This is a genomic window from Streptomyces sp. NPDC001137, from assembly GCF_040298885.1.
Lineage (GTDB): Bacteria > Actinomycetota > Actinomycetes > Streptomycetales > Streptomycetaceae > Streptomyces.
In genome coordinates this window covers 292,406-314,005 of sequence record NZ_JBEPBA010000004.1, presented here as the reverse complement: position 1 = coordinate 314,005, position 21,600 = coordinate 292,406, and the positions used below count along the sequence as shown (strand labels likewise).

The window sequence follows — 21,600 nt, the reverse complement described above, 5'->3', positions numbered from 1 at the left end:
GCGGTCGCACCGTACGTCCTGCTCGTCGCACACAGCCGGCTCGCGACCGCACCGTACGTCCTGCTCGTCGCCACCCGGGCCACCGCCCTGCACACGACCCGCGGCCTGATCAGCGGAGCACTGCTCGCAGCACCCCGCCCAGCACCCGCGGCGCCTCGACCAACGACGGCCCGTACCAGGTCAGATGGCGCCCGCTGACCAGGGCGCACCTCAGGCCGGGGAACGCCTCCGGGCCGTCGTCGGCCGTGAAGCGGTACGGCTCGTCCGGGAGGACGACGACGTCCGGGGCGGCCGCCCGCAGGTCGTCGAGCGGGATGCGGGGGTAGCGGTCGGGATGGGTGGCGTAGAGGTGGTCGACGCCGAGGCGGGCGAGTACGTCCCCCGCGAAGGTGTCCCGGCCCAGGACCATCCAGGGACGGCGCCAGATCGGGACCACGGCCGTCGTACGGCGCTCGGGGCGCGGCAGGCGGGACCAGGTGGTCTGCGCCTCGTCGAGCCAGCGGGGGCGGGAGGCCGCCCCGCAGGCCTCCAGCACCCGGGCGAGCTCTGCGAACGCCTGTGGTATGTCACATACCACCGTCACCAGGACCTCGACGCCCGCCCCGCGCAGCGCCGCCAGGTCGGGCTCCCGGTTCTCCTCCGCGTTGGCCACCACCAGGTCGGGGGCGAGCGCGAGGACGCGGTCCAGCTTCGGGTTCTTGGTGCCGCCGATACGGGGGACGTCCAGGCCGGCGGGGTGCGTGCACCAGTCGGTCGCGCCGACCAGGGCGCCGGGGACCGAGATCGCGATCGCCTCCGTCAGCGACGGGACGAGGGAGACGACGCGCACCGGCACTACCGCGACCGGTTCTGGACCGCCTCGACGTGCTCGGCCACGGCGACGACGACCACGCGCGTGTCCGACACTGTCGCCCGCCACCGGTGGCGTACGCCGCCCGTCAGATACAGCGTGTCGCCGCGGCCGAGCCGGTAGGCGCGTCCCTCGGCCTCGATCTCCACCGCGCCGTCGGCGACATACATCAACTGGTCGTTGCGGTACTGGAATTCGCGCCCCGCGTCATGGTCACCGGTGAACTCCGAGGCGTGCATCTGGTGGTGCCCCCGCACCAGGGAGCGCACCCGCGGGTCCGCCGCAGGCTCGGGCTCCGCGCGCACGACGTCCACGCTGCACGCCGGGTCGGCGGCGGCGAGGAGCTCCACGGCGGTGGTGCGCAGGGCGTCGGCGACCTTCTCGAGGGAGGTTCTGCTGGGCCGCGCCCGGTCGTTCTCGACCTGGCTCAGGAACGGAACCGACAGGCCGCTGCGCTCGGCCACCACGGCGAGGGTGAGCTGCAGCGCCCGACGGCGTCGCCGCACGGCCGCGCCCACTCGCAGGGGCTGATCCTTGTGGTCGTCTTTGTGGTCGCCCATCGCTCCGGCTCCCTCCTTCGCTCGTGATCCGTGTGGCGCGGTTCCGTGTGCCGTGCACCGGTGGGGTGCGGCTCTTTGATGAGTTCTCTGCACCTTACGCAGGTTCGGCAAACCGTTTCATGCGCCCGTCACATCCCCGTAAACACTGCGTGCGGTCAATGCGCCAACTCCGACCCGTGGATGAGCTCCGCCGACTCGCCGGGCGCGGATTCCTCCTTCGGGACGAAGCCGCTGACCAGCAGGGGCGCAGGGCGGTCCGGGCCGGTGGCGGGGGCCGTGGGCGGGTGGCGCGGGATCGGCCGTCCGCGGACGGGCGGACAGGGCTCCGGTGGGGCTGCCCGGTGCCGGGATCGCAGGCATGCGGCCGTCGGCTTCCGACATCGGCGGGGCGGCGCCCAGTTGGTGCCTCGTGTCGCGGTCCGGCCGGTCAGGGCCGGTCAGTTCGATGGTGTCGCCATGCATCGAGGCGGCGTCCGGGGCGGCTTCGGCGAGGCCGGGCGGGCTGCGCGGCGCGGTGCATGTGCGGTCGGCACTTCCGGCCCTCAGAGCGAGGAGGCTTGGGCGATGACATGGCGCTCCGTGGTTGGCCGGATCCTTTTCGTACGCCCTTCACGCGCGCGTGGGCGGCCCGTCGCGAAACGGACCGCCCACGCGCGCGTGCTTCCCTACGGAATCCTCATCCGTCCTACTGAGGTGTCATCCGGCCGACCACGTCCGGGTGCTCCTTGAGCCAGGCGGCGACGGCCTCCTCCTCATGGCCCTGGCCCCGCTTGTTGATCTCGGCCTCCAGACTGCCGAGCTCGTCCTCGCTCATCCTGAAGTTCTTGATCCACTTGGTGAGCTGCGGGTACTGCTCGGGGAACTTCTCGTTGGAGATGGTGCGGATCGTGTTGCCCTCGCCGAAGAGCTTCTTGTCGTCCTTCAGCTTGGTCAGGCCGTACCGGCTGTACGCCCAGTGCGGCGACCACAGCACCACCGCGACGGGCTTCTTCTGGGCGTAGGCCCGCTTGAGCTCGGCCAGCATCGCCGGCGTTGAGCCGTCGACGACCTTGTACTCCTTGTCCAGGCCGTAGCCCGGCAGCACCTTCGTCTTGAGCAGGTTCATCTCACCGGTGCCCGGCTCGATCCCGATGATCTTCCCGCCGAAGGTGCTCGCCCTGCCCTTGAGGTCCTCGTAGGACTTCACGCCCTTGACGTACGAGGGCACGGCGACCTCCAGCGAGGTGGGCCGGTACCAGGTGCCGAGGTCCTTGAGTCTGTCCTTGGACTTGTCCCAGTAGTTCTTCTGCGCGTACGGCAGCCAGGCGTCGAAGTTGACGTCGAGGTCTCCGGAGGCGAGACCGGTGTAGACCGGGCCGACGTCCATCTGCTTGAGGTTGAGCTGGTAGCCGCGCCGCTCCAGGACGTTCTTCCAGAGGTAGGTGACGGCGATGTCCTCGTCCCAGGGGAACCAGGCGACGTTCACGGGCCGCTTGGCCTCGGTGGAGGTGTTCTGGACGGGGGCCGCCTTGTCCACGAACCCCGGATTGTCCTTCAGCCAGGCGCGCACGGCGTCCTGCTGCTTGCCCTTGCCCGCCTTGTTGATCTCGGCCTCGAGGCTGGTGAGCTGCTTCTCGCTCATCCTGAAGTTCTTCAGCCACTTGCCGACGACGGGGTTGTCGCCCGCGAAGCCCTTGCGGGCGAGCGTGTGCACGCCGTCGCCCTCGCCCCAGGCGCCCTTGGGGTCCTTCAGCTTCTTCAGCTTGTAGTCGTTGTACGCCCAGTGCGGCGACCAGAGCGTGACGACGATGGGCTGCTTCTGGCTGTACGCCCGCTTGAGCTCGGCCAGCATCGCCGGGGTGGAGCTGTCGACGACCTTGTACTCCTGGTCGAGGCCGTAGTCCTTCAGGACCTTGCTCTTGAGCAGGGCCATCTCGCCGGCGCTGGACTCGATGCCGGTGATCTTCCCGCCGAAGGTGCCCGCCTTGCCCTTGAGGTCGTCCAGGGAGTCGATGCCCTTCATGTACGAGGGGACGCTCAGCTCCAGGGAGGTCTTGCCGTACCAGGCACCGAGGTCGTCCAGCTTGCTGCCGTACTTCTTCCAGTACTGGGCGTGCGTGGTCGGCAGCCAGGCGTCGGTCTGGAAGTCGACGGTGCCCTGGGCGAGGGCGGTGTAGAGCGGGCCGGCGTCGAACTGCTTGGCGTCCACCTGGTAGCCGCGCTGTTCGAGGATCTCCTTCCACAGGTAGGTGGAGGCGACGCCCTCGTCCCAGGGGATGTAGCCGATGCTGATCTTCTTGCCCTGGCCGACGTCCTTGGCGCCTGCCACCGGGGTCGAGCTGTTGTTGCCGCCGAAGACGCCCATGCCGCCCGCCACCAGGGCGAGGATCACGACGCCGATGACCGCGATCTGCGGGCTGGGCCGGTAGGACCAGATCTTCAGGCCCTGGGCGGCGCGGGCCTTGGCGGCGGCGCGGCGGCCCAGCGGGGAGACATGGGTGCCCAGGGCGCCGGTCATCCGGTCGAGGTAGATCGCGAGGATCACGATCGCCACACCGGCCTCGGAGCCGAGGCCCACGTTGAGCTGGCCGATGGCCTCGTTGACGTCGCCGCCGAGGCCGCCGGTGCCGACCATGCCGGCGATCGCGGCCATGGACAGGCCGAGCATGATGACCTGGTTCACGCCGGCCATGACGGTCGGCAGGGCGAGGGGCAGCTGGACGCGCAGGAGGGTGTCGCGGGGCGGGGTGCCGAAGGCCTCGGCGGCCTCGACCAGTTCCTTGTCGACCTGGCGGATGCCCAGTTCCGTCATGCGCACGCCGGGGGCGAGCGCGAAGATCAGGGTGGCGACGATGCCCGCGGAGGCACCGGTGCCGAAGAACAGGATCGCCGGAATGAGGTAGATCATCGCGGGCAGCGTCTGCATGAAGTCGAGGACGGGCCGGACGAGCCCGCTGACCCGGTTGGAGCGCGCGGCCCAGATGCCGACGGGCACCGAGATCACCAGCGCGATGATGGTGGCGACGAGGACGAGCGAGAGGGTGACCATCGCGTCGTCCCACAGTTCGAGGGAGTCGATGAAGGCGAATCCCACGAAGGTCAGGACACCGGCCAGGGTGCCGCGCAGCCAGAACGCGAGCACGGCGAAAATGCCCGCGAGCAGCAGGGGTTCGGGGGCCTGCAGAACGGCGTCGATGCCGTCGTAGGTGCCCGAGAAGACGCTCTTGAAGAAGTCGAAGAGCCAGGACACATGGGCCAGCAGCCAGTCGACGGTGCTGTTGACCCAGTCGCCGAGCGGGATCCTAGGCATGGGCGGCCTCCTCGTTGCCGAGGAAGGCGACCAGGCGCTGGGTCGGGACCACTCCGACGAGTTTGCGCCGGGAGTCGAGGACGGCCACGGGGTGCGTGGTCCGGGCGCTCATCGCGCAGAGTTCGGTGAACGGCGTGTCGGGCGTCGCGGTCTCGCACTCGCTCGTGCAGCCGCAGTCGGCCTCGGCGCCGCTCACGTCCGTGTCCATGACGGCGGAGGCGGTCAGCACGCGGGAGCGGTCGACGTCCTGGATGAAGGAGGCGACGTAGTCGTTCGCGGGCCGCAGCAGGATGTCCTCGGCCGTGCCGGTCTGGACGATGCGGCCGTCGCGCATGACGGCGATGCGGTCGCCCAGGCGCATGGCCTCGTTGAGGTCGTGGGTGATGAAGACGATGGTCTTCTTCAGGCTCCGCTGCAGTTCGAGCAGCTGGTCCTGCATGTCGCGCCGGATCAGCGGGTCCAGGGCGCTGAACGACTCGTCCATCAGCAGCAGATCGGCGTCGGTGGCGAGCGCGCGGGCGAGGCCGACGCGCTGCTGCATGCCGCCGGACAGCTCGTCGGGCCAGGACTTCTCCCAGCCGGCCAGTCCGCACAGGGCCAGCGCCTCGCCGGCGCGCTGCTCGCGCTCGGCGCGGGGCACGCCCTGCACGGCCAGGCCGTAGGCGGCGTTCTCGAGGACGCTGCGGTGCGGGAACAGCGCGAAGTGCTGGAAGACCATGCTGATCTTCCGCGCGCGGACCGCGCGCAGTTCGCGGTCGCCGAGCGCGGTCAGGTCGTCGCCGTCGAAGCGGACATGTCCGGCCGTCGGCTCCAGCAGGCCGTTGAGCATGCGCAGCAGCGTGGACTTGCCGGAGCCGGACAGGCCCATGACGACGAAGATCTGGCCCGGTTCCACGGTGAAGGAGGCGTCGATCACGGCGGCTGTGGTGCCGTCGGCGCGCAGCTCCTCCCGGTCGGCTCCTTGTCGGAGCCGCTCGACTGCGTCCTCGGGTCGTCTGCCGAACACCTTGTAGAGCTGTTCGGCCTCTAGCCTGGCTGACACGTCTGCCTCTCATCATGGGGTCGGGGGGACGAAGGCCGCGCCTGCCCCCGGCCGACCAGGACAAACGCGGAAGTGGTTGAGTTCACAACCAGTGCGTAGGATCGCCGCCGTTGCTTCACATCGATGGGGGGACGACTGTGGAACGACCGGACGACACACGCGCGTCGGTGCTGCGCTTCGCGACGGAGCTGGTGGCCTGGATCGCCACGCCCTGGGCCCTGTGGCCGCACTCCTGGCCGCTCGCCCTCCTCGCGGTGCTGGTGCTGATCGGTCTGCCGACCGTCTTCTCCACTCCCGGGGACAAGGAGAAGGTCGTCGTCGCCGTGCCGGGCCGGGTCACCGTCCTGCTCGTACTGCTCCAACTCGTAGCGGCCGTGATCTCCGCATGGTGGTTGTTCCCCGCCTGGGCGGCCGTCCTCGTCTCCCTGTTGGCCGCCGCCACCCTGGTGACCGAAGGTCCACGCCGGCGGTGGCTGCTCGCCGGCGGGTGACTGTCAGTGCCGTACGGCATGATGCGAGGCGTGACCGGACGACTGATGCTCCTCGACACCGCCTCGCTCTATTTCCGCGCCTACTTCGGCGTGCCGGAGTCCGTGAAGGCCCCGGACGGCACACCGGTGAACGCCGTGCGCGGGCTCCTCGAATTCATCGACCGCCTGGTCAAGGACCACCGACCCGACCAGCTGGTGGCGTGCATGGACGCCGACTGGCGCCCGCAGTGGCGGGTCGACCTGATTCCTTCCTACAAGGCGCACCGCGTCGCCGAGGAGCACGAGGTGGGCCCGGACGAGGAGGAGGTGCCGGACACGCTCTCCCCCCAGGTACCGGTCATCGAGGCGGTCCTCGACGCGCTCGGCATCGCGCGCGTGGGTGTCGAGCCGTACGAGGCGGACGATGTGATCGGCACGTTCACCGCGCGGGCGAAGGGCCCGGTCGACATCGTCACCGGCGACCGCGACCTGTACCAGCTGGTGGACGACGCGCGTGGGGTGCGCGTGCTCTACCCGCTCAAGGGCGTCGGCACGCTCCAGCTCACCGACGAGGCGTGGCTGCGCGAGAAGTATGGGGTGGACGGCCCGGGGTACGCGGATCTGGCGCTGCTGCGCGGCGACCCGAGCGACGGCCTGCCGGGTGTGCCGGGCATCGGCGAGAAGACGGCCGCGAAGCTGCTCGCCGAGTTCGGGGACCTGGCCGGGATCATGGCCGCGGTCGAGGACCCGAAGGCGAAGCTCACACCGTCGCAGCGCAAGCGGCTGGACGAGGCGCGGCCGTATGTCGCCGTGGCCCCGAAGGTCGTCAAGGTCGCCGACGACGTGCCGCTGCCTGACGTGGACACGGCCCTGCCGCACACCCCGCGCGACGCGGCGGCGCTGGACGAGCTGGCGGTCCGCTGGGGACTGGGCGGCTCGCTGCAGCGTCTGCTGGCGACGCTGGGGACCTGACGATTTCGGCGACGCGCACGCATCAAGTGTTCAACCGCGCACTCATCAAGTGTTCATGGGAGAGGTGTTAATCGAGGGAAGGTGCTAACTTAGGTAAACCTAAGCAACCCTGGGAACAGGAGGACGCCATGGCAGAACCCCCGGCACGGAAGCCGCGGAAGGCCCAGTCCGCGCAGGTCGTCCGCACGGAACGGCTGACTCCGCACATGCAGCGCGTAGTCCTCGGTGGGGAGGGTTTGGCCGCGTTCGCGGCGGACACCTGCACCGACCACTATGTGAAGCTGCTGTTCCCGCCGACCGAGGGCGTTGCCTATCCCGAGCCCTTCGACCTGGAGCGCATCCGCGAGGAACTCCCGCGCGAGCAGTGGCCGGTGACCCGGACATACACCGTGCGGGCCTGGGACCCGGTCCACCGCGAGCTGACGCTGGACTTCGTGATCCACGGCGACGAGGGCCTGGCCGGCCCGTGGGCGGCGCGCGTCCAGCCGGGCGAGACGGTGCGCTTCATGGGCCCGGGCGGCGCCTACGCCCCGGACATCAGTGCCGACTGGCATCTGCTCGTCGGCGACGAGAGCGCCCTGCCGGCGATCGCCCGCTCCCTGGAGTCGCTGCCCGACGGCGTCACGGCGCACGCCTTCGTGGAGGTCTCGGGTCCCGAGGAGGAGCAGAAGATCGACTCCGACGTGGAGGTCGTCTGGCTGCACCGCGGAGACCGGCCCGTCGGAGAGGCGCTGGTCGAGGCCGTACGGTCGCTGCGATTCCCGGAGGGCCGGGTGCATGCGTTCGTGCACGGCGAGGCGCACTTCGTGAAGGAGCTGCGCCAGCTGCTGCGCTGCGACCTGGCGATCCCGCGCGAGGACCTGTCGATCTCCGGCTACTGGCGGCTCGGCCACAACGAGGACGGCTGGCAGGCCTCCAAGCGGGAGTGGAACGCGCGCATCGAGGCGGAGCAGGAGAGGGCGGCGTCCGCCGCATGAGACGTCCGAAGGGGCGGCACCTCGTCGAGGTGCCGCCCCTTCGCTGTTTCCGTCGCGCCAGAAGGTGCGCTCACACCGACCGCTGGTACGAGCGGAACGTGCGGATCGACAGCCACACCGCCGCCACCGCGAGCGCCAGCAGCGCCCCGCCGCGGCTGAGCACGTCACCCCAGTCGGGATGCTCGGACAGGGCCGAACGGCCCGCGACCATCGCCCAGTTGAGCGGGTTGAAGTCGGCGATGTGCCGCATCCAGGACGGCATCTGGGACGGCGCCATGAAGGCACTCGACAGGAACGTCAGCGGCAGCAGCAGGAAGGTGTTGATGCCGATGATCGACTCCCGCTCCTGCACCAGCATGCCCAGCGCGTTGGACAGCGCCCCGAAGACGGTCCCGAGCAGCACGGAGGCGAGGACCAGGATCGCGATGCCGCCGACGCCGCCCGGGTATTCGGCTCCGCCCGCCAGCGCCAGCAGCACGATGACGACCGACTGGAACGCGGTGATCAGGCCGTTGTTGACGACGTTGCCGTTCATCAGCGCGGCCCGGCTGACCGGAGTGGTCAGGAAGCGGTTGAGGGTGCCCCGCTGGATCTCCTCCAGCGTGCCCATCCCGGCCCACATGTTGGAGCTGAGCGCGCTCATCACGACGACGCCCGGGACGAGGTAGTCGAGGTACGTCGTCGTCCCGAAGCCGCCCAGCTCGACCACCTTCTTGAAGAGGTTGCCGAACAGGAAGAGCCAGATCACCGGCTGGATCAGGGTGATGACCGCGTACGCCGGCTGCCGGGTGAACACCATGAGCTGACGCTGCGTCATGTACCAGGTCTGGGAGACGGCCGTGCTCATCGCGCACCTCCGGCGAGGACGAGGTTCCCGGTGGCTTCGGCGTCGGCCTCGGAGTAACGGCGGCCGGCGTAGCGGAGGTAGACGTCGTCGAGGGAGGGCCGGGCGACGGTCGCGGCGGCGACCCCGACCCCGGCCCGCTCCAGCGCCCCGAGCAGTGCGGGTACGGCGGCCGCCCCGTCGTCGGCGCGGACACTGACCCGGCGCCCCTCGACCAGCACCTCGTGCGTCCCGGGCAGACCGCCGAGGGCGCCTTCGAGGAGCGTACGGCCGGCCTCGCCGACCGGTTCCCCGAGCTCCAGGTGCACGGCGTCGCCGCGGAGTTCGCCCTTGAGGGCGTCCGGGGTGCCTTCGACGACGACCCGGCCGCGGTCGACGATGGCGATGCGCTCGGCGAGCCGGTCGGCCTCCTCCAGGTAGTGCGTGGTGAGCAGGATCGTCAGCCCCTCTTCCCCCGCCAGCCGGTCGATCTCGTCCCACATCGCCGTGCGGGCCTCGGGATCGAGGCCGGTGGTGGGTTCGTCGAGGAAGAGCACCTCGGGCCGGTGCACCAGACCGAGGGCCACGTCCAGTCGGCGGCGCATACCGCCGGAGTAGCCCTTGACCGGACGCTTCGCGGCATCCGCGAGACTGAAGCGGTCGAGCAGCTCGTCCACCCGACTGCTGAGGGTGGCACCCCTCAACCCGTAGAGCCTGCCCTGGAGTTGGAGGTTCTCGCGGCCGGTGGCGACCGGATCGGCGCCGGAGCTCTGGGCGACCACACCGATCGCGCGGCGCACCCGGTCCGGGTGGCGCAGCACGTCGTGCCCGGCGACACAGGCGGTGCCCGAGTCGGGCTTCGCGAGGGTGGTGAGAATCTTGACGGTGGTGGACTTGCCGGCGCCGTTGGGCCCGAGGAGCCCGAAGACGGTGCCCGGTTCGACGGTGACGTCCATGCCGCACAGGGCGGTGACCTCACCGGGGTAGGTCTTGATCAGCTGGCGCGCCTGCACGGCGGGCGCACGGGTAGCACTCACGACTGCTCTCCTGAATGAGCGGATGACGAACGAGCGGATGACAACCGATCCGTCCGCATGAAGAGCGCCGGGCTATCCTGGGTGTGCCGCACCTCGATCGCCCGGAGCCGCTTCACGGCGGGTTCGGTTCGGGGTTCGAGACCCCGGCCCAGCTGCTGCAACAGCCCGGCCGGGGTCTGTTTCGTCAGGTGAACTCCGGTGGCAGCTCCCCCGTTTCATGGAAGTGGCGCCACCCGTCGACGCCCGGCAGCGAGCCCTTCTCGATCTCCTCCAGGAAACCGCGGACCCATTCCGCCTGCGCCTCGACCATGTGCAACTGGTACTCGACCTCGACGAGGAAGAGCCGCGGGAGCGTCTCGCCGAGCTTCTGCAGCGCCGCGCGCCCGCTCGCCACGTCCACCTCGAGGTTCTGCAGCCGCTCCTGGAGCAGCCGCACCACGTCGTCGGGGGGCAGCGCCCCGATCAGTGACAGCGCGGTCTCGAAGATCGGGAACTCCTTGGCCGGCACGGCCAGCAGATCGGACAGCCAGTCGGCCATCTCCTCCCGCCCCGCCTCGGTGAGCCCGTAGACCGTGCGCTCCGGCCGGTTGCCCTGCCGCTCGACGTCCGCGACCTCGACGAAGCCGTACTTCTGGAGGTTCTGCACGACCGTGTAGAGCGAGCCGTACTTGATCTTCGTACTGACGTCCTTGCCCTGTCGGCGCAGGGTCTGGGCGATCTCGTACGGATGCATCGGCTTCTGCCAGAGGGTGACCAGCACGGCGAGCGCCAGCGGATTGCTGAGCTTGCGGCGCTTCATCGCCATGACCGATCACCTCGCTTACGAATATCCGTGAGCGAACATATCGCGATCCCCGCCCGAGCGTCAATACACACGATGTATCGCGTTTAGCCACGCATAGCAAGGGAGTGAGGACTTGGGCCCGTCGCGGACATGGCGGCGTGACGCGCACGAAACAGGCCGTCCCTAATTTCTGTCGCCTGACAGGAACCCGCGCCACTCCCCGCTCCCCCGCGCCGAAGGCAGGTGCCGCCGTGACGACAACCACCCCCTCCGACGTACGCCCCGATCCACCGCACTCACCCGACGACGGCTCGCTCGCGGAGTTCGGCTACCGCCAGGAACTGCATCGCAGCCTGGGCCGGTACGCCTCCTTCGCGGCCGGGTTCTCCTTCATCTCCGTCCTGACGACCGTCTTCCAGTTCTTCGCCTTCGGGTACGCGTTCGGCGGCCCCGTCTTCTTCTGGGCCTGGCCGGTGGTGCTGGTCGGGCAGCTGCTGGTGGCCGCGTGCTTCGCGGAGCTGGCCGCCCGGTATCCGATCTCGGGCGCCATCTACCAGTGGTCCTCCCGGCTTTCGAACGTCACCTTCGGCTGGTTCGCCGGCTGGATCATGGTGATCGGACAGATCGTGGTGGTCGCGGCGGCGGCGCTGGCCCTGCAGATGGTGCTGCCGGCGATCTGGTCGGGCTTCCAGCTGGTGGGCACCGACTCGGCGGTGACGTCTCAGGACGGCGCGGCGAACGCGGCGGTCCTCGGAGTGATCCTGCTGGTGCTGACCACGCTCGTGAACATCGTGGACAACCGGGTGATGTCCCTGGTCAACCGGGTCGGCGTGACCGCCGAGATCATCGGTGCGGCGCTCATCGTCGTGCTGCTGCTCACCCATTCGAAGCGCTCCCCCGGCATCACCTTCCACACCACGGGAGCCGCAAGTTCCGGCCTCTTCGGGGCACTTGCCGTGGGTTCCTTCACGGCGGCGTACGTGATGATCGGCTTCGACAGCGCGGGCGAGATGAGCGAGGAGACACACCACCCTCGGCGCACGGCGCCCCGCACGATCCTCACGGCACTGGGCGCCGCGGGCTTGCTCGGCGGCCTGGTCATCCTCGGTGGCCTGCTCGCCGCGCCCAGCCTGACCGACGGCCGGCTGGGCGTCGACGGTCTGAGCTACGTCCTCACCAGCAGCCTCGGCGACGGCGTCGGCAAGGTGCTGCTGGCCGACGTGGTGGTGGCGATCGCGGTGGCCACCCTCGCCATCCAGACCGCGGCCTGCCGGATGCTGTTCTCCATGGCCCGCGACGGCCAGCTCCCCTTCTCCCGCCGCCTCGCCCGCGTCAACCCGGGCACGGGCATGCCGGGTGCCCCCGCTCTCGTCGTCGGCATCCTCGCCGCGGCGCTCCTGCTGCTCAACTTCGTCTCCCCGGACGCCTTCCTGGCCATCGGCACCACCTGCATCGTGATGCTGTACCTCGCGTACGCGATGGTCACGGGCCCGCTCCTGATCCGCCGCCTGCGCGGCGAGTTCACCTCCGAGGGCACCGACGAGACGGGCGGCCGCCTCTTCTCCCTGGGCCGCTGGGGCATCCCGGTCAACGCCCTCGCCCTCCTCTACGGCCTCCTCATGACGGTCAACCTGGCCTGGCCGAGGGCGGCGGTGTACGACCCGGCGGGCGGGCACTGGTACTTCCAGTGGTTCACGGTGCTGTTTTTGCTGGTCACAGTAGGGGTCGGAGCCCTGTACCAGTGGGGGCGCACTCGGCGCGCGCACACCGCCCGGGAAACCGCTCCGGCCCTCCCGGATCCGACTCGATAGCCGGACGCTTCGTGCACAGATGCAACAAGTGTCGCGCATTTCCCACCAGTTCACTCGCACAGCCACGAACGAATGGGACCCAACACTTTCGGATCGATGCCACACATGACAACATTTCAACCAAGTGCGCCCCTCGTGTGCCGTCGTACGCTCCTCCTACGCTCCTTCACGGGGAACGACGTCGCGCGCACGCTGGGGATTAAAGCCAGAAGTGGGATGTTCTTGCGGAGGCTCGTGGTCATGGCAACAAGTTGCGTCGAAGTCGCGGCAGTAACCCCGGACATGCTCGCTTGGAAGGGCTCCGCGCAGGAGGCTCTGGCGCATATGTCAGAAGCACGCGGCATTCAGCAACTGCTGCACCGTTCGCATGAGCTCTGGTGCGGACCGAATTGCGATCGCGATACGACCTGCACATTCCTGCATTACCCGCGAAAACCCGTGGAGGCCGTCCGTCCCTCGACCACGAGGTCCCGTTACAACAAGCAGACCGCCCACCTGTACACGGTGATGGGCGGGGACGGTTACGTGGGCCCGATCGCGCAGCGCCACCGGATCAACGTGTGGCCGTTGCTGGAAGAGGTCGTGGAGCGGTGGGATTCGGTGGAGGGGCAGCGCGGCGGGCCCCCGCAGCACTATGCCGACTGGACGAAGAAGCGCGATGCCACCGCCGCCGACACAGTGTCACGCGCGTGCCGGGACACCATCCAGTGGATGGCCTGCTGGGTCGGCGAGCGATACGACGCAGATCCACTGGGTCTGCACTACATCGCCTTCGCCACCATCCTCGACGACATCTGCGTACCTCCACTCGATCTGGTCAGCGGCCGTTTCCGCATGTACGGCCGCTCCGTGGGTGATCTCGTGGAGGCGATGGACACGGACGGCTGGGGGCGCGACGCAGTCCATGCGCTGCTGTCTCTGGTCAGGCAGTCCATCGCGCAGTACGCGGAGAAGATGGACTTCCACCCGGGGGACGAACACGTCGGACTCCACGAGGAGTTGCAGAACTCGCCGAGCATGTGGGACGGTGTCATATTCCGGGGGAACACCGGAAATGCATATGGCACTGCGATCATGGTCGCCCGGAACAGCGAAACCGGCCCGGTCTCCTTCCCCTGGCTCATGGACAGTGCCGTGTGCGACTGCCTCTCGATGGACCTGTGCAAGTCGACGCTCGGCATCTACTCGATGGACAATCACCAGCCGACCCCGAACGGCCACCGGTCGGAGAAAAAGAAGGCCAGCTACCGGTCGATCTATCTCGATCTCATCGACGATCTGGTCTTCACCGGTGCGCCCGAGCCGTTAGTACACTTCGGCCGCAGCGGTTTTCTCTTCGTGCAGATACAGGACCGGTACCAGGAACGTCGGCATGGCGGGCGATTCCCGCTGGCTCCGCCGATGGCCCGCGAACTCAAGCGCCTCTTCGGTGAAATGCCGACGGATGAATGGCTCGAGAAAATGTTCCACAGCGGCGAAGAGGATTCAGCGCGCCGATTTATGTGGTCGCACCGTCGCGCCGGATGACAAGTTCTGTCACAAACGCATATGCGGACAGCTCTCGTGCACACGTGTGCAGGTCAGTCGCCCTGCACACGTGCGTGCAGGTGCATGTCGTGCCAGCCGTCGGAGTGCAGGAAGGCGCTGCGCTTGACCCCTTCCAGGGCGAAGCCGGTCTTGGCTGCGACCCGGCAGGAGGCCAAGTTGGCGGCGGCGTGCAGGAGTTCGAGGCGGTGAAAGCCGATCTCCTCGCACGATCTCGCGCAACGCCACCCGCCCCAGCAACCGGTCGCTGTCCGCGTCGGTCACGGCCCACTGGGCGATGCGCTCGCCTTCCCACTCCTTCAGCCATCCCTCGATCCAGCCCGCGGCCTCCGCCTCCGAGTCGCTGGTCCGCAGATGCCACTGGTGCATGAGCGGATCCTGGAAGGTCTCGTGCACGGCGGGCGCGTCCTCGGGCCGCCAGGGGCGCAGCACCAGCCCGTCGCCGGTGGAGAGCACAGGCTGCGGGGATCGGGCGAGGCTTCCGGAGGGCAGCACGGGTCCGGTGGTGTAGGGCATGATCCGCATCCTGCCCGTGGGGCGCGGCCGGTCCAGCCGGTTTTTCGGCGCCGTACGCTTGATCGTGATGAGACGCAAGCCACGGATCCCGCCCGCCCCGCTGCCGCAACGGCGGGGGGTGGATCCGGTGCGGGTGCGGCTGCCCGCCGGGGGGCCGTGGGCCACCGTGCGCGAGCATCTGGTCGAGCGGCTGAGCGGGGCGGGCGCAGGGGCCGTCGACGGGATGTTCGACGCGGGGCAGATCGTCGGAGCCGACGGGCGGGCCGTCGCGCCCGACGCGGCGTACGAACCCGGCATGTTCGTGTGGTTCCACCGCGAGCTGCCCGAGGAGGTACCGGTGCCGTACCCGCTTCGGGTCGTGCACCGGGACGAGCACATCGTCGTCGCGGACAAGCCGCACTTCCTGGCCACCACCCCGCGCGGCAGCCACGTCACCGAGACCGTGCTCGCGCGGCTGCGCCGGGAACTGGGCCTGCCCACGCTGGGGGCCGCGCACCGGCTGGACCGGCTCACCGCCGGGCTCGTGCTGTTCACGGTGCGGCCCGAGGAACGCGGCGCGTACCAGTCGCTGTTCCGCGACCGGCGGATAGCGAAGGAGTACGAGGCGGTGGCGCCGTACGATCCAGGTCTCGCCCTTCCCCGGACGGTGCGCAGCCGCATCGTGAAGGAGCGTGGGGTGCTCGCCGCCCACGAGGTGGAGGGCGAGCCGAACGCCGTCAGCCGGGTGGAGCTGGTCGAGCACCGTGCCGACGGCCTGGGGCGGTACCGGCTGATTCCCAGCACCGGGCAGACCCATCAGCTCCGTGTCCATATGAACGCGCTCGGGGTGCCCATCCTCGGCGATCCGCTCTACCCGGTGGTGACCGACCCCGTGCCGGCTGGTGACTTCCGGCGACCGCTCCAACTGCTGGCTCGGACGCTGGAGTTCACCGATCCGGTCACGGGGGTGGAGCACCGGTTCCGGAGTGCGCGGACCCTGGAGGCCTGGAGCTCCTACGGCGGCTGGGCCGGTCAGTAGCCGCGCCACCAGGTCAGGAAGCGGCGCCAGGCACCCTTCGGGCGAGCCGGCTGCTCAGGTGCCGGCGCGGCCTGCTGGGGCGGTGCCGCCGGCTGCAGCTCCGGGGTGGGGGCGGCCGGCTCGGGCTGCTTGCTGCCGACCTGCCAGTCGGTGCGCTGCGCCGGGACGGGGGCGTGGCCGGGCTTCGCCTTCACGTTCTGCTGGGGCTTCGGCTCGAAGCGGACCGGCAGTTCCACCAGGTGGCGGTTCGAGATGCCGGTCACCCACCGCAACTCGCCCTCGTCACAGTCAAGTTGGACGTCGGGAAGACGGTTCAGCAGCGCGTCGACGCCGACGTCGGCGATGGCGCGGCCGATGTCCTGGCCCGGGCACTCGTGCGGGCCACCGCTGAAGGCGAGGTGGGAACGGTTGCCCATCATGTTGGCCGACAGGTCCGGACGGACGCGCGGGTCCACGTTGCCTGGCGCGATGCCCAGGAGGAGGCCGTCGCCCTTGCGGATGCGCTTGCCGCCCAGCTCGGTGTCCTGCTTGGCGAAGTAGGCGAAGACGGTGCTGAACGGCGGCTCGTCCCACAGGGACTGCTCGACCGCCTGGGGCACGGTCATCTGGCCTCCGTTGAGCTGGGCGCGGAACCCCGGGTGGGTGAGCACCATTCGCAGCACGTTGGCGATGAGATTGGTGGTGGCCTCGTACGCCGCCATCAGGACGACACGCAGGTGCTGGCCGACCTCCTCGTCGTTGAGCCGCGCCTCGTTGTTGATCAGGTGGCTGGTGAAGTCGTCCTCGGGTTCGGCCCGGCGGCGGGCGGTGAGCCGCATCAGGACGTCCATGACATACGCGTTGCTGGCGATGGAGGTCTCGGTGCCCTTGAGCATGTCGCGAGCGGCGTGCACCATCCGATCGTTGTACTCGTCGGCCATCCCGAGGACCTCGCACATCACCGCCATCGGCAGGTATTCGGCGAACTGGCCGACCAGGTCAGCCCTGCCCTTCTCGCAGAACTTGTTCACGAGGTGCTGGGTCGCGTGGTTGATGTGGCGGCGAACGCCCCGTTGATCGATGGTCGACATGGCGGCGGTGACTGCCCCGCGCAGCCGCACGTGCTCGTCGCCTTCGGCGTGGGCGCAGATCGGCTGCCAGGCGAAGTGCGGCATGAGCGGGTGGTCGGGCTTGACCGTCCCGTCCTGCATCGGCTTCCACAACCTGTTGTTCTTGCAGAACTGCGCGGGCGTGCTCACCATGTGCAGGTTCTCGCTGTGACCGAGCACCACCCAGATCGGCACGTCCTCGTGCAGCAGCGCGGGAGCCACGGGACCGTGCTCTTCGCGGAGCTTCTCGTACACGGCTCCCAGGTTCTCCGCCCCGGGGCCGTACAGCCGGCGCAGCCCGCCGGGACCGATGCCTTTCCCGTGCGCGGGGCAGCCCGGAGGCGGGCCGGCCAGGGACTCGTCCGTACCGGTCGGGGAGAGGGGTTCAGGCGTCACGATCGTCGCTCCGAAGCTGAGTGGATCCGGTGTACAGGAGGTGATGGGGCCCCGGTTCGAGCGAAGCCGGGAACACGGGATGGCCCGGAATGTGGGCTGGCCGGGTATACGGGAGAAGCAGTGCGCGGGGCTCATGTGCCGGCCCTGGCCCGCGCCAGCGCGTGCAGGAAGCGCAGCAGTGTCATCAGGACGTCCCGGCTGGAGGCCCGGCGGCGTGCGTCGCAGTCGATGATCGGGATCTCCTCGGACAGGTCGAGTGCGGTGCGCAGTTCGGCGATGGGGTAACGGGGCGCGTCGGGGAAGGAGTTGACGGCCACCACGAAGGGCACGCCGCGCTCCTCCAGGCGCCCTATGACGTCGAAGCTGACCTCGAGCCGACGGGTGTCGATCAGTACGACCGCGCCCAGCGCGCCCTCGAACAGCCCGTTCCACAGGAACCAGAAGCGTTCCTGGCCGGGGGTGCCGAAGAGGTAGAGCACCAGCTGGTCGGTGATGCTGATGCGGCCGAAGTCCATGGCCACGGTGGTGGCCGTCTTGGACTCGGAGCCGTAGTTGTCGTCGACCCCGACGCCGGCCTGCGTCATGGTCTCCTCGGTGGTCAGCGGTCTGATCTCGCTGACCGAGCCGACCATCGTCGTCTTGCCGACTCCGAAGCCGCCCACGATCACGATCTTCACCGCGGCCTGGGCCGTGTGCGGCAGATGATCCTCTGTTCGTGGTCCGGGGATGGTGTCAGAGCCTTTGAAGTCCATGCATCACCGCTTCGAGAAGGGAACGGTCGGGGAGCGCCTGCCGGACGATCGGGGCGCGCGCCTGCACCAGTTCTGCCGTCAGCATCTCGGTCAGCAGCACGGTCACCACGCTGAACGGCAGACTCAGATAGGCCGAGAGCTCGGCCACCGAGAGGGGGGCCGTGCACAGCCGGAGCATCGCCGTCTGCTCCGGGGTGGCGGAAGGCGGCGGGTCGGCGCGCGCCACGATTAACGTGACCAGGTCGATGTCGGCGCGTTCCCCGTCCGGTCCGGCGACGACGTAGAGCCGCTCCGGGGCCTTCGGGTCACCCTCATGGCCTTCCTTGGAGGGTGTCGGGGGAGGTTCTGCGGTTTCCTGACTGGGGTGTCGCCGCCGGCGTTGCGGAGGAGTCATACGGTCTGCCCATTGCGCCGGGGCGGACTGGTGAGGTGGGCCCCGATGCGTACGACGAGATCGCGCATGCGGTTGCTCATCAGTCCGGGTTCGGCGACCACGTCGGAGAGCACCGCGAGGTAGGCGTTGGCTCCCGCCGCCATCAGATAGAAGTAGCCGCCGTTGATCTCGATGATGACCAGCTTCATGCGGCCGTCGCTGCCCGGGATCTCGTGGGCGACGGCACCGGCCAGGCTCTGCAGTCCCGCGCAGGCCGCGGCGACGCGGTCGGCGGCGTCCGGATCGCCCCCGTAGCGAGCGATGCGCAGGCCGTCGGCGGACAGCACCACGATCATCTCGATGCCCGGTACTCCGTCGGCGAGATCCTTGAGCATCCAGTCGAAGTTGGCTCGCTGCTGGATCACTTGTGGTCCCTCTCGTCGTCGGCCTCGAGGGCCGGCTCGTTGGTCGGCTGGGTGAATGCGGTCGGGTCCGGGGCGCCCTTGAGGCCCTCCCAGAACGCCTCGACCCACAGCCCGGGTTCGGTTTCCTTGGTCTCCGGCTCGGGCTCGGGCACGGGCGTCGCCCAGGCGGGCCTGCTCGCCCGGGCCTCCCGCTCGGCCTCCTCGGCGGCGGCCTGTTCGGCGAGCCGCTGGCTGAGCGGGATCTTGACCCGGCTGCGGCGCTGCGGCAGGCCGCCCGCGGTCCACTCGGTGACCTCGGGGATCTCGTCCTCCATGGACACGCCGGCCGGGATGCGCGGGCTGGTGGGACGCCGCCGCTTCGGTGCGCGCTTGGGACCTTCGAGCGCACCGAGTTCCAGCTTGGGAGACGCTGTGGCGCCGATGCCGTGGGCGAGGCCGGGCGCCTCGTCGGTGGTCACCATCACACGCGGGATGACGAGGACGGCGCGGACACCGCCGTACGCGGAGGCACGCAGCGAGATCTGCATGTCGAACGCCTTGCACAGACGGCCCACGACGGCCAGGCCCAGTCGCGGGGCGTCGCCGAGTTCCTGGAGGTCGACGCCGGCCTGGGCGCGCTCCAGCATGGTCTCGGCCTTGGCGCGGGCCTCCTCGCTGAGGCTGACGCCGGCGTCCTCGATCTCGATGGCGATACCGGTCTGCACCTCGCTCGCGATGACGTGCACCTTCGTCTGCGGCGGCGAGTAGCGCGTGGCGTTGTCGAGGAGTTCGGCGCAGGCGTGGATGACCGGCTCGACGGAGATGCCGCGGATGTTGACCTTGGCGATGTTGTCGAGCGAGATGCGCCGGTACTCCAGGATCCGGGACATGGCGCCGCGCAGCACGCTGTACAGCGGCACGGGCTGCGGCCACTGGCGTCCGGGGCGGCCGCCGCCGAGCACCGCGATGGAGTCGGCGAGGCGGCCGATCAGCGCGGTGCCGTGGTCGATGCGCAGCAGGTCGTCGAAGACCTCGGGGTTGCGGCCGTGGTCCTCCTCCATCTCGCGGAGTTCCTTGGCCTGTTGGTGCACGATCGCCTGGACGCGGCGGGCGATGTTGACGAAGGAGCGCTGGGAGGAGTCCCGCAGGGCTTCCTCGGTGTCGATGATGTCGAGCATCCGCCTGACCAACGCCACCTGGGCCTTGGGCAGATCGCGGTAGGCGGGGTCGATGTCGCCGAGGAGACGGACCACCTCTCTGGGCGAATGCCCGCCGCGCAGGTACTCGATGGCGGTGGGGACGATCTCGTGCGAGAGGCGGTGGACCTCCTGCTCGTGTCCGGCGATCCGCCGTTCCATGTACGCACGGTGACGGGCGCTTTCCTCGCGCAGGGCCCGCAGGGCACGGCCGCGCCGTACTGCTTCGGCCGTCGTCGCGACCACGAGGAGCGTGGCGACGGCGCCGCACCACATGACGGCCGCGCGGGCCGGCACGGTCACCAGGGCGACGGCCGCTCCGGTCGCTGCGGCCATCAGTATCGCGGGCAGCAACAGCACGCGCGCGTAAGGAAGTTCACGGCGCCCGGGAGGGGATTGAACACTCACCATGTAGGCCCTCTGAAAAAGATCGGCTGGGTGTCTGGGGAGCTTGCAAGTGGGGTACGCATGGGACTGCGTAGGATCTTCGGTATTTTTGGGAACAAGCGCACGAATACGCCTCAACTCGGTGCGCTGCGGGCGAGCTTAGTCCGACCGGATCATCGCCGTGTCATATTCAGCAAGCACCTGAAATGGGACCGGACCAAGGGGTAACCTCGGCTCCATTTACACACTCGGCAGTCTTTCGAACACGCCGCGTCACGACGCACAGGCGTACGAAAAACACTCACCGTGACGAGTGAAGGTCAGATTCCGCCGTGGACGGTCAGACGCCGGCGATCCGTAGGGCCGCGTCCGCCGTGGCCTCGGCGAACACCGACACCGGGCGCTCGGGGTCGGAGCGATGCACGAGGATCACGCCCTCGATCAGACCGAACAACAGGTCCGTACGCAGGTCGAGCTCGTTCTTGGCGAGCGCGCTCCCGGCGGCCGTACCGGCGAGCAACTGCCGGTAGGCGTCCTTGAGTTCGGCGCGCACGGCATGGAAGCCGGCGAACCGCTCGGCGCGCACCTCGGGCAGCAGGTAGAGACCGCCGAGGTTGTGCGGGCCGCCACACAGCAGCTCCACGTCCGTCCGGCACAGCTCCCACAGCCGTTCCTCGGGCGGAGTCGCGTCGTCGGCGAGGAGCTGTCGGGCGTAGGCCAGCGAGGGAGTGACCGTGGACTCCAGCAACTGGGCGAGGAGTTCCTCCTTGCCGGAGACGTAGTGGTACATGGAGGCCTGCCGCATACCCGCGCGCTCGGCGACCGCGCGGGTGGTGGTGGCCGCGTACCCACGGGTGGTGAACAACTCGGCGGCGGCCGCGAGCAGTTCGTCGCGCGGCTCCAGCCCGCTGTCCGGCCGTTGCGCGGCCCGCGGCCTGCCGACCCGACGCCCGCCTCCTCCACCGTCCGTTCCCATGCGTTCGATCCTCGCACACGACCTGGCAGGGCGATCTCCCATGGGCCACCGGAGATCCACGGTCAGCCTTTGGAGCCCTCCGGACAGGCCCCGGCAACATCCGGGCACCCCGGCCACTCCGGAGCCCTCGCCACCCGGACCCTCCTCCGGACCCCTCGGACACCCCGGCCACCTCCAGGATCCCCAGGCGCACCGGACCCAGCGCAGGCGTCTCCGAGCGACCCCGATCGCCCCCAAGGCCACCCACCACCAGGCACCCCCGGGTGCCCAGCGGTCCTTGGTGCCCGCCGGACCCTCGTGAGGGCTCGGTAACCCGGCGGCAACGTGTGGGCAA

At 69.4% G+C, this 21,600-nt stretch carries 19 protein-coding genes and 1 pseudogene; 6 read left to right on the top strand and 14 right to left on the bottom strand.

Annotated elements, in window-relative coordinates; all coding sequences use genetic code 11:
• Window positions 1–109 precede the first annotated feature (109 nt).
• From ABT254_RS09970 to ABT254_RS09955, 4 genes are all read right to left on the bottom strand, one after another.
• Window positions 110–829 (bottom strand): helical backbone metal receptor, encoded by a 720-nt coding sequence (locus tag ABT254_RS09970; protein WP_351466287.1) that lies wholly within the window; start codon window positions 827–829, stop codon window positions 110–112.
• Window positions 830–834: 5 nt separating this feature from the next.
• Complete coding sequence (locus ABT254_RS09965; RefSeq protein WP_351466284.1) at window positions 835–1,410, bottom strand: helix-turn-helix domain-containing protein; 576 nt, start codon at window positions 1,408–1,410, stop codon at window positions 835–837.
• 685 nt (window positions 1,411–2,095) lie between these two features.
• Window positions 2,096–4,699 carry an ABC transporter permease/substrate binding protein gene (locus ABT254_RS09960; RefSeq protein WP_351466281.1) on the bottom strand — a complete coding sequence of 868 codons (2,604 nt, stop codon included), beginning with the start codon at window positions 4,697–4,699 and terminating at the stop codon, window positions 2,096–2,098.
• Window positions 4,692–5,741: a quaternary amine ABC transporter ATP-binding protein gene (locus ABT254_RS09955; RefSeq protein ID WP_351466278.1), complete on the bottom strand. Its 1,050-nt coding sequence runs from the start codon at window positions 5,739–5,741 to the stop codon at window positions 4,692–4,694. Before ABT254_RS09955 ends, ABT254_RS09960 begins: the two co-directional genes overlap by 8 nt.
• Window positions 5,742–5,878: 137 nt before the next feature.
• On the opposite strand from ABT254_RS09955, the gene ABT254_RS09950 reads away from it, so the two are divergent.
• From ABT254_RS09950 to ABT254_RS09940, 3 genes are all read left to right on the top strand, one after another.
• Window positions 5,879–6,232, top strand: a complete 354-nt coding sequence (locus tag ABT254_RS09950; protein WP_351466275.1) for a hypothetical protein — start codon at window positions 5,879–5,881, stop codon at window positions 6,230–6,232.
• Between the two features lie 21 nt (window positions 6,233–6,253).
• Window positions 6,254–7,183, top strand: coding sequence for a 5'-3' exonuclease (locus ABT254_RS09945; protein ID WP_351466890.1), 930 nt, complete (start codon window positions 6,254–6,256; stop codon window positions 7,181–7,183).
• Between the two features lie 128 nt (window positions 7,184–7,311).
• The gene (locus tag ABT254_RS09940) at window positions 7,312–8,160 is read left to right on the top strand and encodes a siderophore-interacting protein (protein WP_351466272.1); all 849 of its coding nucleotides are present in this window, start codon (window positions 7,312–7,314) and stop codon (window positions 8,158–8,160) included.
• A 70-nt stretch (window positions 8,161–8,230) separates the two neighbouring features.
• Here ABT254_RS09940 and ABT254_RS09935 read toward each other — a convergent pair whose 3' ends face one another.
• The 3 genes from ABT254_RS09935 to ABT254_RS09925 form a co-directional block, all read right to left on the bottom strand.
• Window positions 8,231–9,007: an ABC transporter permease gene (locus ABT254_RS09935; RefSeq protein ID WP_351466269.1), complete on the bottom strand. Its 777-nt coding sequence runs from the start codon at window positions 9,005–9,007 to the stop codon at window positions 8,231–8,233.
• Window positions 9,004–10,020: an ATP-binding cassette domain-containing protein gene (locus ABT254_RS09930; protein ID WP_351466266.1), complete on the bottom strand. Its 1,017-nt coding sequence runs from the start codon at window positions 10,018–10,020 to the stop codon at window positions 9,004–9,006. Before ABT254_RS09930 ends, ABT254_RS09935 begins: the two co-directional genes overlap by 4 nt.
• Window positions 10,021–10,204: 184 nt before the next feature.
• On the bottom strand, window positions 10,205–10,825 hold the full coding sequence (locus ABT254_RS09925) for a PadR family transcriptional regulator (protein ID WP_351466263.1): 621 nt from the start codon (window positions 10,823–10,825) through the stop codon (window positions 10,205–10,207).
• A 230-nt stretch (window positions 10,826–11,055) separates the two neighbouring features.
• On the opposite strand from ABT254_RS09925, the gene ABT254_RS09920 reads away from it, so the two are divergent.
• Complete coding sequence (locus ABT254_RS09920; RefSeq protein ID WP_351466260.1) at window positions 11,056–12,615, top strand: amino acid permease; 1,560 nt, start codon at window positions 11,056–11,058, stop codon at window positions 12,613–12,615.
• Between the two features lie 324 nt (window positions 12,616–12,939).
• Complete coding sequence (locus tag ABT254_RS09915) at window positions 12,940–14,142, top strand: hypothetical protein (RefSeq protein ID WP_351466257.1); 1,203 nt, start codon at window positions 12,940–12,942, stop codon at window positions 14,140–14,142.
• 53 nt (window positions 14,143–14,195) lie between these two features.
• Here ABT254_RS09915 and ABT254_RS09910 read toward each other — a convergent pair.
• Window positions 14,196–14,676, bottom strand: a pseudogene (locus ABT254_RS09910) (GNAT family N-acetyltransferase).
• Window positions 14,677–14,743: 67 nt separating this feature from the next.
• Between ABT254_RS09910 and ABT254_RS09905 the strand changes: the two are divergent.
• Window positions 14,744–15,694 (top strand): RluA family pseudouridine synthase, encoded by a 951-nt coding sequence (locus ABT254_RS09905; RefSeq protein WP_351466254.1) that lies wholly within the window; start codon window positions 14,744–14,746, stop codon window positions 15,692–15,694.
• On the opposite strand, the gene ABT254_RS09900 is transcribed toward ABT254_RS09905, so the two are convergent.
• The 6 genes from ABT254_RS09900 to ABT254_RS09875 form a co-directional block, all read right to left on the bottom strand.
• Window positions 15,688–17,178 carry a cytochrome P450 gene (locus ABT254_RS09900; protein ID WP_351466251.1) on the bottom strand — a complete coding sequence of 497 codons (1,491 nt, stop codon included), beginning with the start codon at window positions 17,176–17,178 and terminating at the stop codon, window positions 15,688–15,690. The two genes, ABT254_RS09905 and ABT254_RS09900, sit on opposite strands and share 7 nt — an antisense overlap.
• A gap of 131 nt (window positions 17,179–17,309) precedes the next feature.
• Entirely contained in the window at window positions 17,310–17,930 is a 621-nt protein-coding gene (locus tag ABT254_RS09895; protein ID WP_351466249.1) for a GTP-binding protein, read from the bottom strand.
• Window positions 17,911–18,324, bottom strand: a complete 414-nt coding sequence (locus ABT254_RS09890; protein WP_351466246.1) for a DUF742 domain-containing protein — start codon at window positions 18,322–18,324, stop codon at window positions 17,911–17,913. The genes ABT254_RS09895 and ABT254_RS09890 overlap by 20 nt, the downstream gene beginning before the upstream one ends.
• Window positions 18,321–18,728, bottom strand: a complete 408-nt coding sequence (locus ABT254_RS09885; protein ID WP_016434374.1) for a roadblock/LC7 domain-containing protein — start codon at window positions 18,726–18,728, stop codon at window positions 18,321–18,323. Before ABT254_RS09885 ends, ABT254_RS09890 begins: the two co-directional genes overlap by 4 nt.
• Window positions 18,725–20,314, bottom strand: coding sequence for a sensor histidine kinase (locus ABT254_RS09880; protein WP_351466242.1), 1,590 nt, complete (start codon window positions 20,312–20,314; stop codon window positions 18,725–18,727). The genes ABT254_RS09885 and ABT254_RS09880 overlap by 4 nt, the downstream gene beginning before the upstream one ends.
• A gap of 316 nt (window positions 20,315–20,630) precedes the next feature.
• Window positions 20,631–21,266, bottom strand: a complete 636-nt coding sequence (locus ABT254_RS09875) for a TetR/AcrR family transcriptional regulator (protein WP_351466239.1) — start codon at window positions 21,264–21,266, stop codon at window positions 20,631–20,633.
• Between the last annotated feature and the right edge of the window lie 334 nt (window positions 21,267–21,600).